The 14,515-nt window shown below is 68.6% G+C and carries 12 protein-coding genes and 2 riboswitches; of the genes, 4 read left to right on the plus strand and 8 right to left on the minus strand.

Annotated elements, in window-relative coordinates:
• Window positions 1–58: 58 nt before the first annotated feature.
• The 8 genes from N4G66_RS20560 to N4G66_RS20595 all read right to left on the minus strand — a co-directional run bounded on the left by N4G66_RS20560 (window position 59) and on the right by N4G66_RS20595 (window position 9,593).
• Window positions 59–1,321, minus strand: coding sequence for an ABC transporter ATP-binding protein (locus N4G66_RS20560; RefSeq protein WP_261705595.1), 1,263 nt, complete (start codon window positions 1,319–1,321; stop codon window positions 59–61).
• Window positions 1,318–2,415 (minus strand): ABC transporter ATP-binding protein, encoded by a 1,098-nt coding sequence (locus N4G66_RS20565; RefSeq protein ID WP_261705596.1) that lies wholly within the window; start codon window positions 2,413–2,415, stop codon window positions 1,318–1,320. Before N4G66_RS20565 ends, N4G66_RS20560 begins: the two co-directional genes overlap by 4 nt.
• Window positions 2,412–3,410: an ABC transporter permease gene (locus N4G66_RS20570; protein ID WP_261705597.1), complete on the minus strand. Its 999-nt coding sequence runs from the start codon at window positions 3,408–3,410 to the stop codon at window positions 2,412–2,414. The genes N4G66_RS20565 and N4G66_RS20570 overlap by 4 nt, the downstream gene beginning before the upstream one ends.
• A gap of 112 nt (window positions 3,411–3,522) precedes the next feature.
• Window positions 3,523–5,319, minus strand: coding sequence for an ABC transporter substrate-binding protein (locus tag N4G66_RS20575; protein WP_261705598.1), 1,797 nt, complete (start codon window positions 5,317–5,319; stop codon window positions 3,523–3,525).
• A 69-nt stretch (window positions 5,320–5,388) separates the two neighbouring features.
• Entirely contained in the window at window positions 5,389–6,396 is a 1,008-nt protein-coding gene (locus tag N4G66_RS20580; protein ID WP_261705599.1) for an ABC transporter permease, read from the minus strand.
• Between the two features lie 671 nt (window positions 6,397–7,067).
• Complete coding sequence (locus N4G66_RS20585) at window positions 7,068–7,856, minus strand: enhanced serine sensitivity protein SseB C-terminal domain-containing protein (RefSeq protein ID WP_261705600.1); 789 nt, start codon at window positions 7,854–7,856, stop codon at window positions 7,068–7,070.
• Between the two features lie 228 nt (window positions 7,857–8,084).
• Window positions 8,085–8,861, minus strand: a complete 777-nt coding sequence (locus tag N4G66_RS20590; protein WP_261705601.1) for an enhanced serine sensitivity protein SseB — start codon at window positions 8,859–8,861, stop codon at window positions 8,085–8,087.
• A 63-nt stretch (window positions 8,862–8,924) separates the two neighbouring features.
• Entirely contained in the window at window positions 8,925–9,593 is a 669-nt protein-coding gene (locus N4G66_RS20595; RefSeq protein ID WP_261705602.1) for an ATP-binding protein, read from the minus strand.
• Between the two features lie 175 nt (window positions 9,594–9,768).
• Window positions 9,769–9,865, plus strand: a riboswitch (glycine riboswitch).
• Window positions 9,866–9,978, plus strand: a riboswitch (glycine riboswitch).
• Window positions 9,979–10,012: 34 nt separating this feature from the next.
• On the opposite strand from N4G66_RS20595, the gene gcvT reads away from it, so the two are divergent.
• From gcvT to N4G66_RS20615, 4 genes are all read left to right on the plus strand, one after another.
• Entirely contained in the window at window positions 10,013–11,131 is a 1,119-nt protein-coding gene (gcvT, locus tag N4G66_RS20600) for a glycine cleavage system aminomethyltransferase GcvT (protein WP_261705603.1), read from the plus strand.
• 184 nt (window positions 11,132–11,315) lie between these two features.
• A complete protein-coding gene (gene gcvH, locus N4G66_RS20605) occupies window positions 11,316–11,693 on the plus strand; it encodes a glycine cleavage system protein GcvH (protein ID WP_261705604.1) in 378 nt (125 codons plus the stop codon).
• Window positions 11,694–11,704: 11 nt separating this feature from the next.
• Window positions 11,705–12,967, plus strand: coding sequence for a serine hydroxymethyltransferase (gene glyA / locus N4G66_RS20610; RefSeq protein WP_261705605.1), 1,263 nt, complete (start codon window positions 11,705–11,707; stop codon window positions 12,965–12,967).
• 162 nt (window positions 12,968–13,129) lie between these two features.
• The gene (locus N4G66_RS20615) at window positions 13,130–14,497 is read left to right on the plus strand and encodes an L-serine ammonia-lyase (protein WP_261705606.1); all 1,368 of its coding nucleotides are present in this window, start codon (window positions 13,130–13,132) and stop codon (window positions 14,495–14,497) included.
• Window positions 14,498–14,515: the final 18 nt, after the last annotated feature.

Here is a 14,515-nt window from a genome sequence, read left to right on the forward strand (position 1 = left end):
CCCGGCTGCCGGGGCATACGTTCCGGCACACTCGCACCATCTTCGATGCCGCGTCCGACTACTTCTCGGGGTCGCTCGCCGACTCGTCGGAACCGGACGCGGCGGAGGGCTCCTCGGCCACGGTCTCCGTGGATCCCTCGGCGTCGGTCTCGCCGGTCCGCCGTTCCGCGGCCACCGCCGCCGACGTCTGCGCGGACTCCGCCAGCACCTCGTCGGCCACGAGTTCGGCCGCCCGCTTCGCAACCGTCAGCAGCACCGTGTCCTGCGGAGCCTGGTCCTCGAAGTTCTCCGGGTGGTGGCAGGCGACCTGCTGGCCGGGCCTCAGCTCCAGGAGCGGCGGCTCGGTCGTCTTGCAGATCTCCGTGGCCTTCCAGCACCGCGTGTGGAAGCGGCAGCCGCTCGGCGGGGAGATCGGCGAGGGCACGTCGCCCTGGAGCAGGATGCGCTCGCTCTTCTCGTTCTTGCGCCGCGGGTCCGGGATCGGCACCGCCGACATCAGAGCCTTGGTGTACGGGTGCATCGGCGCCTTGTACAGCGACTCGCGGTCCGCCAGCTCGACGATCTTGCCGAGGTACATCACCGCGATCCGGTCCGAGACGTGCCGGACGACCGAGAGGTCGTGCGCGATGATCACGTACGTCAGGCCGAGCTCCTGCTGGAGGTCGTCCAGCAGGTTGACGACCTGGGCCTGGATCGACACGTCCAGCGCCGAGACCGGCTCGTCCGCCACGACCAGCTTGGGGTTGAGCGCGAGCGCGCGGGCGATGCCGATGCGCTGGCGCTGACCGCCGGAGAACTCGTGCGGATAGCGGTTGTAGTGCTCGGGGTTCAGACCGACCACCGACAGCAGTCGCTGTACTTCCTTCTTGACTCCGCCCTTGGGCTCGACGCCCTGGAGCTTGAAGGGAGCACCGACGATCGTGCCGATGGTGTGACGCGGGTTCAGCGACGAGTACGGGTCCTGGAAGATCATCTGCACGTCCCGGCGCAGCGGACGCATGGCGCCCACGCCGAGGTGCGTGATGTCCCTCCCCTCGAACTCGACCTTGCCGCCGGTCGGTTCGAGCAGCCGGGTGATCAGTCGGCCCATCGTCGACTTGCCGCAGCCCGACTCGCCCACGACACCGAGCGTCTCGCCGGCCTTGACCTCGAAGTCGATCCCGTCGACGGCGTGCACGGCGCCGACCTGCCGCTGGAGCAGGCCCTTCTTGATCGGGAAGTGCTTCTGGAGCCCGGTCACCTTCAGCAGGGTCTCACCGGAACCGGCGAGCCGGGGGCCTGTGCTCTGCGCGGGGATGCTCACTGCTTTGTTCTCGCTCACAGCTTCGGCGCAATCTCTTCGGTCCAGATACGCTCCCGCTGCTCCTGCGTCATGTGGCAGGCGGCCCAGTGCTGGCTGCCGACCTCGGTCAGCTCGGGGCGGACCGTGCGGGTGACGTTGTCCTTCGGCAGGTCCGCGTACGTGCAACGCGGGTTGAAGGCGCAGCCGGACGGGATGTTGATGAGGGAGGGCGGCGAGCCCTTGACCGGGATGAGGCGCTCCTGCTGATCACGGTCGAGCCGCGGCATCGAGCCGAGCAGGCCCCACGTGTAGGGGTGGCGCGGCTCGTAGAACACCTTCTCCGCCGGACCGCGCTCGATGCAACGGCCGCCGTACATCACCAGGATGTCGTCGGCGAGCTCGGCGACGACACCCAGGTCGTGGGTGATGACGATGACCGCGGAGCCGAACTCCTTCTGCAGATCGCGGATGAGGTCGAGGATCTGCGCCTGGACGGTGACGTCCAGGGCGGTCGTCGGCTCGTCGGCGATGAGCAGCTCGGGGTTGTTGACCAGCGACATCGCGATCATCGCGCGCTGGCGCATACCGCCGGAGAACTCGTGCGGGTAGTTGTCCACCCGCTTGTCCGGCTGCGGGATGCCCACCCGGTCGAGCATCTCGACGGCCCGGCGCTTGGCGGTCTTCTTGTCGACCTTGTGGTGGATCCGGTACGCCTCCACGATCTGATGACCGATCGTGAAGTACGGGTGCAGCGCGGACAGCGGATCCTGGAAGATCATCGCCATCTCGCGGCCGCGCAGCTTGCGCACGTGGTCCGGATCGGCGGAGAGCAGCTCGGTGCCGTCCAGCCAGATCTCACCGGAGATCTGAGCCTTGCGCTTGCCGTACTGGCCGGCGGTGTGCAGCCCCATGATGCCGAGCGAGGTGACCGACTTGCCGGAACCCGACTCGCCCACGATGCCGAGCGTCTTGCCCTTCTCCAGCTTGAAGCTGAGACCGTCGACGGACTTGACCAGACCGTCGTCGGTCGGGAAGTGCACCTTCAGGTCACGCACTTCGAGGAAGGCGGTCGGAGAGGGCGAGGCGGCCACGGGCTCGCCCACGACCGCTCCGCTCTTGCTGAGTTCCGTCATGAGAGCCTCACTCGGGGGTCGATCACCGCGTACAGGACGTCCACCACGAGGTTGGCGATCAGTACCGCGAGAGAAGTGATCAGGGTGACGCCCAGAATGATGGGCAGATCCTGGTTCTTGATGCCGTTGAGCACGGCCTGGCCGAGACCGGGCAGGCTGAACGTCGTCTCGGTCAGGATCGCGCCGCCGATGAGGGCGCCGAGGTCCATGCCGAGCATGGTGAGGATGGGCGTCATCGTGGAGCGCATGGCGTGCTTGCCGATGACGACCGGCTCACCCAGGCCCTTCGCGCGGGCGGTGCGGATGTAGTCCTCGCCGAGGATCTCCAGCATGTTGGCGCGGGTGATCCGGGCGTACATCGCCGCGTACAGGAAGGCGAGGGTGATCCAGGGAAGGATCATGCCGCCGAACCAGCCGGTGAAGCTCTCGTCGAGAGGCACGTACTGCGCGTCGATCCATTTCAGACCGAAGGCGAAGACCGCCAGGCTGAGCAGACCGGTGAAGTAGATGGGAAGGGAGACACCCGCCAGGGCGACGACCATGGCACCGCGGTCCCACAGGCTGCCCCGCTTGAGCGCGGAGAGCACGCCCGCGGCGACACCGAAGACCAGCCACAGCACGGCGGCACCGAGCGCGAGTCCCAGGGTCACCGGGAAGCGGTCGGTCAGCACCGGCCAGACGGCCTGCTCGCTGCGGAAGGAGTAGCCGAAGCACGGCGCGGCACAGTGGGTGACGTCACCGCCGCCCGCATAGGTGCGACCCGCGAAGATGCCCTTGAAGAACGCCCAGACCTGCTGGTAGATCGGGTCACCCAGACCCAGCTTCTGCCGGACGGCCTCTACGGCGGCAGGGTCGGCCTGCTTGCCCACGAAGCTTGTGGCGACGTCGACGCCCGCCCACTTCGGGACGAGGAAGAAGATGCAGAAGACCACCATGATGATGACCGCGAGCATCACTGCGGCGGCGAACAGCCGCCTGATGAGATAAGCGAGCACAGCTTACGGCCCGCTGCGGGACCGCGGGCCATCGGAGGTCGTCCGATGGCCCGCGATCCACGCCGCGCCGGCCTTCACCTGCCTTTCGTGCCGTACGGCGGGTGTGCCGGGTTTACTTCGCGGACTTCAGGCCGAGGTTGACGAAGTCGTACGTACCGCTGTAGCCATCGGTGGTGTACACGTTCGCCAGGTTGTTCCCGCGCCAGTTGATGAACTTCTCGAAGGTGAAGGGCAGGTAGTACGCGCCCTCCATGACCTTGTGGTTGATCTCGGAGGAGATCTTGGTCTTGCCGGCGGCGTCGAGGGTCGTGACGTAGTCGTCGAACAGACCGTCGATCGCCTTGTCCTTGATCAGCGAGTAGTTCGAGTTACCGCTGTCGAGGATGTACTTGCTGTCCCACAGGGGGAGACCGAAGCCCTGCACGGACGGGAAGTCCGGGCCCCAGCCCATGATGATGATGCCGTAGCCCTTCTTCTTCACGTTGGCGGGGCTACCGATGATGCCGGTGGTCTGCGAACCGTCGTACTGGTCGATCTGCGCGGTGATGCCGATCTTCTTCAGCGACGCCTGCAGCGACTGGGCGGTGGCCACCTCGACCGGCTTGTTGTTACGCACGGCGATGGTGGTCGAGAAGCCGTTCGGCTTACCGCAGGCCTTCAGGGCTTCCTTGGCCTTGGCGGCGTTGCCGGTCTTGTTCTCGCCCGAGATGCCGTAGGGGTCGTACTGCTGGCCCTCGGCACCCGCGACGGACGGCGGCAGCATGTTGGTGCCGATGTCGCCACCGGCGACCGGGCCACCGCGAGCGGTCTGCAGCGACACGTGGTCGGCGCCGTAGATGACGGCCTTGCGGCACTCGACGTTGTCGAACGGCGCAACGCTCTGCGGGAAGGCGGCGTAACGGACGTAGCCGGAGACCGGGTTGTCCAGGTTGGCCTTGTGCTGCTTCAGGGCGGTGGTGCGGCCCTGCGGCGACATGCCGGTCTGGTTGATGTCCAGGTCCAGGTCATTGTTGATCAGACGCTGGTCCAGGTCGTTGGCGTTCGAGAAGAACTTGACCGTGATCTTGTCCGGGTAGGCCTTGCGGATCGGGTCCGAGGACGCCTTCCACGAGGGGTTGCGGACCAGGGTCAGGTCCTTGCCCGGGCTGTACGAGTCGAACTTGTACGGGCCCGAGGAGAACGGGTGCAGGCCGTACTTGGACTTGGTGTCCTTGTCCTGGCGGACCGGCGAGGCCGAGACCAGGGCCAGCATCTCCTCGAAGTCCGAGTTGGCCTTCGGGATGTGGAAGACGATGGTCTTGTCGTCCGGCGTGTCGATCGACTTCAGACCGAGCTTGTCCTTGGAGGTGTCCTTGTAGGGACCCTTGTACTCGCCCTTGGGGTCGAGGACGTCCTTCAGGTACACCGGACCGCCGGACAGAACGTCCTGCGCCCAGACGCGCTCGATGCCGTACTTGACGTCCTTGGACGTGATCGCCTGGCCGTCCTCCCACGTCACACCGTCACGCAGGGTGTACGTGTAGGTCTTGCCACCGTCGGTGACCTTGGCGACACCGGTCGCGAGGTCCGGGGTGATCTCGGCGCCCGCCTTGCCCGGCTCCGTCTTGTTCGTGACGAGCTGGCGGCTGTAGTAGCGGGCGAAGTCCCACATGAAGCCGTAGTAGCCACGCGTGGTGTCCCACGAGTCGGCGTCCTGGGCGCCACCGAACCGGAGCGTCCCGCCCTTCTTGACGAGCGAGGCCTGGGCGACCTTGTTGTTGGCGGCGTCGAAGCCGGCCGCGCCGTTCTTGGAGCCGCCGTCCTTGGTGTCGTCGCCGCCGCCGCACGCAGCCGTGGTCAGCAGCGCGGCGACCGCGACAGCGGCGGCCAGCGCCTGCTTACGCCGCCCTGAGGTGCGTTGGGTAGTCACGATCTCGGATCCTCCGGTTTTGATGAGAGACCCCGTGTAGGTGCCACGGGAGGCTTGGGGTACGGCAGTTCAGCGGGAACCCTTCGGGTCCAGCGCGTCCCGCACGCCGTCGCCGAAGAGATTGAAGGCAAGAACGGTGATGAAGATCGCCACACCCGGGACCACCATGTACATGGGGTCCGAGTCGTAGTAATCGATCGCGTTCGAGAGCATCTGGCCCCAGGAAGCCGTGGGCGGCTTGACGCCCACGCCCAGGAAGCTGAGCGCCGCCTCGGTGAGAATGTTGGTGGGGATCATCATCGTCGTGTAGACGATGATCGGGGCGACCAGGTTCGGCAGCAGTTCCTTGAAGAGGATGTACAGCCGCCCGGCGCCCAGGGATCGGGCTGCCTCGACGTACTCGCGCTCACGCATCGAAAGCGTCTGGCCGCGCACCACGCGCCCGATGTAGGGCCATCCGAAGAAGCCGATGACCAGGATCATCACGAACACCCGCACGCTGGAGCCGGTCAGGCCGAGCATCTCGTTCGGCATGACGGAGACCAGCGCGATGATGAACAGGAGCTGCGGGAAGGCCAGCAGGCCGTCCATGACGCGGCTGATGAGCGAGTCGACCCAGCCACCGAAGAAACCGGCCAGGATTCCGAGGACGGTGCCGAAGATGACGGCGACGACCGCGGACAGGAAGCCGACGAGCAGGGAGATCTGAGCGCCGTAGAGGATGCGCGCGAAGATGTCACGGCCGTTGACGGGCTCGACACCCAGCAGGTGGTCACCGCTGACGCCGCCCAACGATCCCGTGGGGGTACCGAAGAGCGGATCGATCAGGTTCTCGTGATAGGCGTCCGGGTCCTGCCCGACCAGGTTGGTGAGCACCGGCGCGAGCAGGGCGATCACAATGAGGACGAGCACGACCACGCCGCCCGTCAGGGCGAGCTTGTCCCGCTTCAGGCGCTCCCAGGCGATCCGGCCCAGGGAACGTCCCTGTACGGCCTTTTCGCCGGCGGTGGCAACCGCCGCTTCCTCGGCCGCGCTCGGGGCCGCTTCCGCGGTCGGCTCGTGCAGTGGTGCCGTCATCTGGCAGGGACCCCTCTCAACCGGCGGTAGCCGGCCCGCGCTTGCCGCTGTAGCGGCGTGATCAGTCCGTAGTACTCAGGAGTTAAACCCCTGGAGACCGGAAGTCTTCAATGCTTAGGTGATCCGTTGCCAGACTTGGCGGTGAATGGATGCGCAAACGTGACGCCATCTGGAAGGTTCCGTTATTCGGACGGCGGATATCAAGGAGCGAACTGTCGCAACCGGGACATCCCCGTGCACCGACGGACGATACCGGTCACGTTTACACCAAATCGCCACAAGGTCTCTTCCGGCCACCCACGGATCAGGATCGGCCACCTTCGTCATTCGAGGGCCCTCGAAGCCACGAAAGAGACGGAACTCACCATCGCGACTCGATCCGGACAAGTAGGGCTAAAGCGGGCTTCACCCGTCCGCGAACAGTTACTGAACCCACCCTTGACCCTGCTTCTCAAGGTGCAGATCCGGCCGGAGGATTCGCTCACGTCACCGACAGCGGTGGCAGCGTCGTGGGCGGGCTGACGTTCAACGACGACACGGACGTCGTCTTCGTCCTGGACGGGTACGCCGGCATCGAGGACCGGCACGCCGACATCGAGGAGGAGACGGAGGCGTTCTTGTGCCGACGTCGGACCGATCGCGTCGAGGGGTCCGCCTCGGGCTCGGTCCGGTCAGTACGCGGCACCGTGCGGCGAGGGGCCACCGTAACCGCGGACCGGGGCCGCGTGCGCCTCCCGGTCGTAGAACGGCCGGGCGTTGGCGCGCAGCCACATCGCCACCGGGTCGAACTCGTCCGACATCGCGACGGTGGAGACGGGCAGCCCGTCCGGGACCGCGCCGATGGACTGCTGCATCATCGCCCGCACCGAGTCCACGGCGGGCGGCGAAGTGTCGTACACGTCAAGGCCGATGGCGAGATACGGCGCCCCGAGCGCGGGCTGGACCCAGGCGCGGCGCAGTGAGCGCACGGCCGGGGTCAGATGGGCGTTCTGGGTCAACAGGGCGTAGAACTGCGGGATTTCGATGCCGGGTTCGGAGAGCCGGAGCGGGCCCGCGGGCTGCCGCTCCAGGCCCGTGGTGATCCGGCGCAGATCCAGCCAGGGGATGCCGAGGCCGCCGCCCGGGGCGTGCGGATTGAGCCAGAGGCCGAACTGGTCGGGGTACAGGGTGCGGGCGACGTCCAGCCCGTCCACGACCTCGTACGAGCGGTTCCAGCCGCTGGCCGAGAGTTCCTGGGCCGAGGTGACGCAGGGCGCGTAACCGAAGCCTTCCACCTGCATGTTCCCGTACTGGGCGTCCGGGGAGCCGGCCTGGCCGTGCCAGAGCAGCATCCACACCTGGCCGGACGACGGGGTCGCGAGCGCGCGAAGGAGCGCCTCGTAGGCGTCATAACGCCCGGGTGTCACCTGGCGCAGCATGTGCTCGACCTGCCCGGCCGCGGCCGTGCCCGACGCGCTCACCCTCAACCGCCCCTTCGCGAACAATTCACGACGAACTCATCCCTTACGCCCGAGGTGCCCGTTACGCACGGGCGTCAACACCTCGACCAGGCCATGAAACCAGCTTATGCGGCGATCGCGCTCCGCCGGGGGAAGCAGTCGAGAGCCGCGGCCCACCGCAGGAGGGGACCCACGGGCCGTGCGGGGCCGGGCGCACGGGTTCCCGGGCGCCCCCGAAGCGGGCGCCGTTCAATGACCGTGCTGGTAGAAGGGGCGCACCTGGGCCCGCATCCAGTCGCCGACCGGGTCCTGCGTCACATCGAGGAGAACCAGGTTCACCGCAATGTTCATCGGGACGCGGCCGAGGGCACGGCCCAGGGCGTCGAGGGGCAGGGTGCGGGCCTCGCCCTCCCACTGCGAGAGCTCGACGCCGATGAACATGACCGGATCGTCGCCCTCGATGCTGGCCAGACAGCGGCGGGCGCTCAGGACGACGCCGGTCCCGGCGAACTCGGCCGAGGCCGCGGCGAGGAAGTCCATCGGCTCCTCCTGCCAGTCGGGCTCGAAGAGCCGCACCCGGCCACCACTGGCCGACCCGTCCAGCGGGGTCCGCCCCGCCCGGCACAGCTCGGCGACGGCCATCGGCGGCAGCGGCACGCCGACCACGCCGTCCGGGTTGACCGCGATGCCCACCTGCGGCGGAAGTCCTCGGGCGAACTCCACGGCGGGCGCGATCGTGTACGACATGTGGCCACCGGTGACCTGGCGGAACTGCTCCTCGGAGCTGAAGACGGGGACGTACACCTGGCCCCCGAGATCCATCGTGGGCAGATCGAGCGGGCCGCTCTGCGGGCCGCCGCCGCTGGGCAGCGGCACCCATACGAAGCTGCGGCCGAGCACCTCGACGATCCGGGCGGCCGACGAGGGCCCCGCGGGCATGCCGAGGGAGGAGGACAACACCTCCTCCAACTCGTTGCCGGGCCAACCGCCGTGCGGATGGGGGTGCGCCTGTGCCGGAAAGTCCATCTGTCTACCGCCCGCTTCGAACCACTGTTCCGGCTGGAAAGGTTAGTGGGCCACCGCAACCGGTCAGTGGCCGAAGTCGATCCTGCGCAGTACGTCCGCCGCGTCCCGGTCGATGAGCACCGCCGAGCCGCACCCCTCGGGCAGGTCTCCCTTCTCGGCGGAGCGCAGCAGCCGGGCGACCGCGCCGCGATGACGGGCGAAGGCGTAGCGCGAGACGCCCCGGCCGCGCTCGCGCTGGCCGTCCAGCGCGGTGCCCGGCGTGACGTCGAGCAGCAGCAGGTGCAGCGCGCCGCCCCGGCGCCGGGCCTCGCGGGCGAGCCAGCGGCGCACCCAGGTCTGCGTACCGCAGTCGTGCACGACGAGTCCGCCGCCCGCGCGCAGCGCGCGGCGCAGGCCGGCGTAGTGCGCGAGACGGACGAGGGGACGGTAGAGGGCGTACGGCAGCAGGCGGGCCATCCGGCCGTCCCAGCGCTCGCGGGTGTCCTGCGAGTCGACGCGCGCGCCCCGCACGGCCCGCCGCATCAGCGTCGACTTGCCGCTGCCGGGCAGTCCGGTGACCACGACGAGGTCGTGCGCCCCGAAGCGGAGACCGTGCGGGCTGTGGCCGACCCGGTCGCGGAGATCCCGGACGACGGCCGCCGGACGCGGGCCGCGCGCCTTCCGGGCCGGTGCGCCGGGCTGCTCGGGCAGTGCGAGACCAGAGGTCGTCGCGTACACCGTGGTCCTGTTCACCGTGACCGTCCTCCCCTTGGACGTGGAGTCCCATCCCCGTCGAGTGTAAAGAGAAGGTAATGCCCCGCGCTTCTCTTTTCCGTGCTCGGACTGCCACAGCCCGGTTACAGATGCCGGACTGCCGGGATCGGACCGCGCGTGCGATGATGGCCGCGCCAACTGCATACCGGCCGCTTGAATCCGCGCGGGAGAGTCCTGGGTACGTGTACCCGGGCGCCGAAGGAGCAAGTCCCTCCCTTGAATCTCTCAGGCCCCGTTACCGCGCGGGCGAGGCACATCTGAAAAGCGGGCCGCTCACCGGCGGCTCCACCCAAGGTGCAAATCAGGACCACCATTTCGTGGGGTCGTGATGAACCTCTCAGGTTCCGATGACAGATGGGGAGGAACGACCTCGCCGTCATGCCTTGGGAGCCAGACCGATGAGCAGCACCGCACCCCGTCACACCGCGCTCGATGCCCTGCATCGCTCGCTCGGCGCGACGATGACCGACTTCGCAGGCTGGGACATGCCCCTGCGCTACGGCTCCGAGCGCGACGAGCACCTCGCCGTCCGCACGAAGGCCGGCCTCTTCGACCTCTCCCACATGGGTGAGATCACCGTCACCGGCCCAGAGGCGGCCGCTCTCCTGAACCACGCGCTGGTCGGCAACATCGCCACCGTCGGCGTCGGCCGCGCCCGCTACACCATGATCTGCCAGGAGGACGGCGGCATCCTGGACGACCTGATCGTCTACCGGCTCGCCGACGACGAATACATGGTGGTCGCGAACGCCTCCAACGCCCAGGTGGTGCTGGACGCGCTGACCGGGCGCGCCGCCGGTTTCGACGCAGTGGTGCGCGACGACCGTGACGCGTACGCGCTGATCGCCGTGCAGGGACCCGAGTCCCCCGGCATCCTCAAGTCGGTCACCGACGCGGACCTGGACGGCCTGAAGTACTACGCGGGCCTGCCGGGCACGGTGGCCGGCGTTCCGGCCCTGATCGCCCGTACCGGCTACACCGGTGAGGACGGCTTCGAGCTGTTCGTCGCCCCCGCCGACGCCGAGAAGGTGTGGCAGGCGCTGACCGACGCGGGCACCCCGGCCGGACTGGTCCCCTGCGGTCTTTCCTGCCGCGACACGCTGCGCCTGGAGGCGGGCATGCCGCTGTACGGGCACGAGCTGACCACCTCGCTGACCCCCTTCGACGCCGGTCTCGGCCGGGTCGTGAAGTTCGAGAAGGAGGGCGACTTCGTGGGGCGCGAGGCCCTGACCGAAGCCGCCGAGCGTGCCGCTTCCGAGCCGCCGCGCGTCCTCGTCGGACTGATCGCCGAGGGCCGTCGCGTGCCGCGCGCCGGGTTCCCGGTCGTCTCCGACGGCAAGGTGATCGGTGAGGTCACCTCCGGCGCCCCGTCCCCGACCCTGGGCAAGCCGATCGCGATGGCGTACGTCGACGCCGCGCACGCCGCGCCGGGCACCGCCGGTGTCGGCGTGGACATCCGGGGCAGCCACGAACCGTACGAGGTCGTGGCACTGCCGTTCTACAAGCGCCAGAAGTGACACTGGTCCGCACGGGCCGGAAGTGACACCGGCCCGCAAGGGCCGGACATGACACGGATGCCCGTCGGGCGCCGGCGCTGACGGGTGAGCCCGTCGGGCGCCGGACGTGACCCTGGGCACATCCGCCCGGGTCACCCACGCTTCCCTCCATCAGCACTCCACCGCGTACAGGAGAATTCAGGCCATGAGCAACCCCCAGCAGCTGCGCTACAGCAAGGAGCACGAGTGGCTGTCCGTCGCCGAGGACGGCGTCGCGACGGTCGGCATCACCGAGTTCGCGGCCAACGCGCTCGGCGATGTCGTCTACGCCCAGCTCCCGGAGGTCGGTGACACGGTCACCGCGGGCGAGTCCTGCGGCGAGCTGGAGTCGACCAAGTCGGTCAGCGACCTGTACTCCCCGGTCGACGGCGAGGTCGTCGAGGCCAACCAGGACGTGGTGGACGACCCGTCGCTGGTGAACTCCGCGCCCTTCGAGGGCGGCTGGCTGTTCAAGGTGCGCGTCGCGGACCAGCCCGAGGACCTGATGTCCGCCGACGAGTACACCGCCTTCACCGCCGGCTGAGGAGTCACCGCATGTCGCTTCTGAACACCCCCCTTCACGAGCTGGACCCGGACGTCGCGGCCGCCGTCGACGCCGAGCTGCACCGCCAGCAGTCCACCCTGGAGATGATCGCCTCGGAGAACTTCGCTCCGGTCGCGGTCATGGAGGCCCAGGGCTCGGTCCTGACCAACAAGTACGCCGAGGGTTACCCCGGCCGCCGCTACTACGGCGGCTGCGAGCACGTCGACGTGGTCGAGCAGATCGCCATCGACCGTGTGAAGGCGCTGTTCGGCGCCGAGCACGCGAATGTGCAGCCGCACTCGGGCGCCCAGGCCAACGCGGCGGCGATGTTCGCGCTGCTCAAGCCGGGCGACACGATCATGGGTCTGAACCTCGCGCACGGCGGGCACCTCACCCACGGCATGAAGATCAACTTCTCGGGCAAGCTCTACAACGTGGTCGCGTACCACGTGAGCGACGAGACCGGACAGGTCGACATGGCCGAGGTCGAGCGCCTCGCCAAGGAGTCCCGGCCGAAGCTGATCGTGGCCGGCTGGTCGGCCTACCCGCGGCAGCTGGACTTCGCCGAGTTCCGCCGCATCGCCGACGAGGTCGGCGCGTACCTCATGGTCGACATGGCGCACTTCGCCGGCCTGGTGGCCGCGGGGCTGCACCCGAACCCGGTGCCGCACGCCCACGTCGTCACGACGACCACCCACAAGACCCTCGGCGGCCCCCGCGGCGGCGTGATCCTCTCGACGGCCGAGCTGGCCAAGAAGATCAACTCCGCGGTCTTCCCCGGTCAGCAGGGCGGTCCGCTGGAGCATGTGATCGCCGCCAAGGCCGTCTCCTTCAAGGTCGCCGCCACCGACGACTTCAAGGAGCGCCAGCAGCGCACGCTGGACGGCGCGCGCATCCTGGCCGAGCGTCTGGTCCAGGACGACGTGAAGGCCGTCGGTGTGGACGTCCTGTCCGGGGGCACGGACGTGCACCTGGTCCTGGTCGACCTGCGCAACTCCGAGCTGGACGGGCAGCAGGCCGAGGACCGCCTCCACGAGGTCGGCATCACGGTCAACCGCAACGCCATCCCGAACGACCCCCGCCCGCCGATGGTCACCTCCGGCCTGCGCATCGGCACGCCCGCCCTCGCCACCCGCGGGTTCACGACCGAGGACTTCACCGAGGTCGCGGACATCATCGCCGAGGCGCTGAAGCCGTCCTACGACGTGGAGGGCCTGAAGGTCCGTGTGTCCGCTCTGGCCGACAAGCACCCGTTGTACCCCGGCCTGAAGTAGTTCCGTAGGCTTTCTGCCATACGTTGTATTCACCCGTACGGTTCCTTTCGTACGGACATCCGGGGCACCGCGCACACTGGAAGAGCGCGGTGCCCCGTTCCATGCGGTCCCGCACCACCTCCGCCGGACAACGGCGTCCGGCGAAACCACCAAGGAGTTCCCGTGGCCATCTCGGTCTTCGACCTGTTCTCGATCGGCATCGGCCCGTCCAGCTCCCACACGGTGGGCCCGATGCGCGCCGCGCGCATGTTCGCCCGGCGGCTTCGCAACGAAGAGCTGCTCGCCCCCGTCACCGCGATACGCGCCGAGCTGTACGGCTCGCTGGGCGCGACCGGCCACGGCCACGGCACCCCCAAGGCGGTGCTGCTCGGCCTGGAGGGCGCCTCGCCCCGGACGGTGGACGTGGAGGGCGCCGACGAGCGGGTCGAGCAGATCAAGGCCTCGGGCCGGCTCAACCTGCTCGGCGAGCACGAGATCGGCTTCTCCTTCGACGACGACCTGGTCCTGCACCGCCGCAAGGCCCTGCCGTACCACGCGAACGGCATGACGATCTTCGCGTACGACGCCTCGGGCGAGCTCGTCCTGGAGAAGACGTACTACTCGGTCGGCGGCGGCTTCGTGGTCGACGAGGACGCGGTCGGCGAGGACCGCATCAAGCTCGACGACACGATCCTGAAGTACCCGTTCCGCACGGGCGACGAGCTGCTGCGGCTCACCAAGGAGACCGGCCTGTCGATCTCCGCCCTGATGCTGGAGAACGAGCGGGCCTGGCGCACCGAGGAGGAGATCCGCGAGGGACTCATCGGCATCTGGCGCGTGATGCAGGCGTGCGTCTCGCGCGGCATGGCCCGCGAGGGCATCCTGCCGGGCGGCCTCAAGGTCCGCCGCCGCGCCGCCCACTCGGCCCGCCAGCTGCGCGCCGAGGGTGATCCGCTGGCCCACGCGATGGAGTGGATCACCCTCTACGCGATGGCGGTCAACGAGGAGAACGCGGCGGGCGGCCGAGTGGTCACCGCCCCCACCAACGGCGCGGCGGGCATCATCCCGGCGGTGCTGCACTACTACATCAACTTCGTGCCGGGCGCCGACGAGGAGGGCGTCGTACGGTTCCTGCTCGCGGCCGGAGCCATCGGCATGCTCTTCAAGGAGAACGCCTCCATCTCGGGCGCCGAGGTCGGCTGCCAGGGCGAGGTCGGCTCGGCCTGCTCGATGGCGGCCGGCGCGCTCGCCGAGGTGCTCGGCGGCAGCCCCGAGCAGGTCGAGAACGCCGCCGAGATCGGCATGGAGCACAACCTCGGCCTGACCTGCGACCCGGTCGGCGGCCTGGTCCAGATCCCCTGCATCGAGCGCAACGGCATGGCCGCGGTGAAGGCCGTGACGGCGGCCCGGATGGCCATGCGCGGCGACGGCTCCCACATGGTCTCCCTCGACAAGGTCATCAAGACCATGAAGGAGACCGGCGCCGACATGAGCGTCAAGTACAAGGAGACGGCCCGGGGCGGGCTGGCGGTCAACATCATCGAGTGCTGAGGAAGAGGGGCTGACCGG

Source organism: Streptomyces rhizosphaerihabitans (assembly GCF_025399795.1).
Classification (GTDB): Bacteria; Actinomycetota; Actinomycetes; order Streptomycetales; family Streptomycetaceae; genus Streptomyces; species Streptomyces rhizosphaerihabitans.

What these genes read in the sequence shown, in the direction of transcription:
- N4G66_RS20565 (WP_261705596.1), bottom strand. Translation starts at nt 2,415, where the DNA reads ATGACGGAACTCAGCAAGAGCGGAGCGGTCGTGGGCGAGCCCGTGGCC.
- N4G66_RS20580 (WP_261705599.1), bottom strand. Translation starts at nt 6,396, where the DNA reads ATGACGGCACCACTGCACGAGCCGACCGCGGAAGCGGCCCCGAGCGCG.
- N4G66_RS20590 (WP_261705601.1), bottom strand. Translation starts at nt 8,861, where the DNA reads ATGGACTTTCCGGCACAGGCGCACCCCCATCCGCACGGCGGTTGGCCC.
- gcvT (WP_261705603.1), top strand. Translation starts at nt 10,013, where the DNA reads ATGAGCAGCACCGCACCCCGTCACACCGCGCTCGATGCCCTGCATCGC.
- gcvH (WP_261705604.1), top strand. Translation starts at nt 11,316, where the DNA reads ATGAGCAACCCCCAGCAGCTGCGCTACAGCAAGGAGCACGAGTGGCTG.
- glyA (WP_261705605.1), top strand. Translation starts at nt 11,705, where the DNA reads ATGTCGCTTCTGAACACCCCCCTTCACGAGCTGGACCCGGACGTCGCG.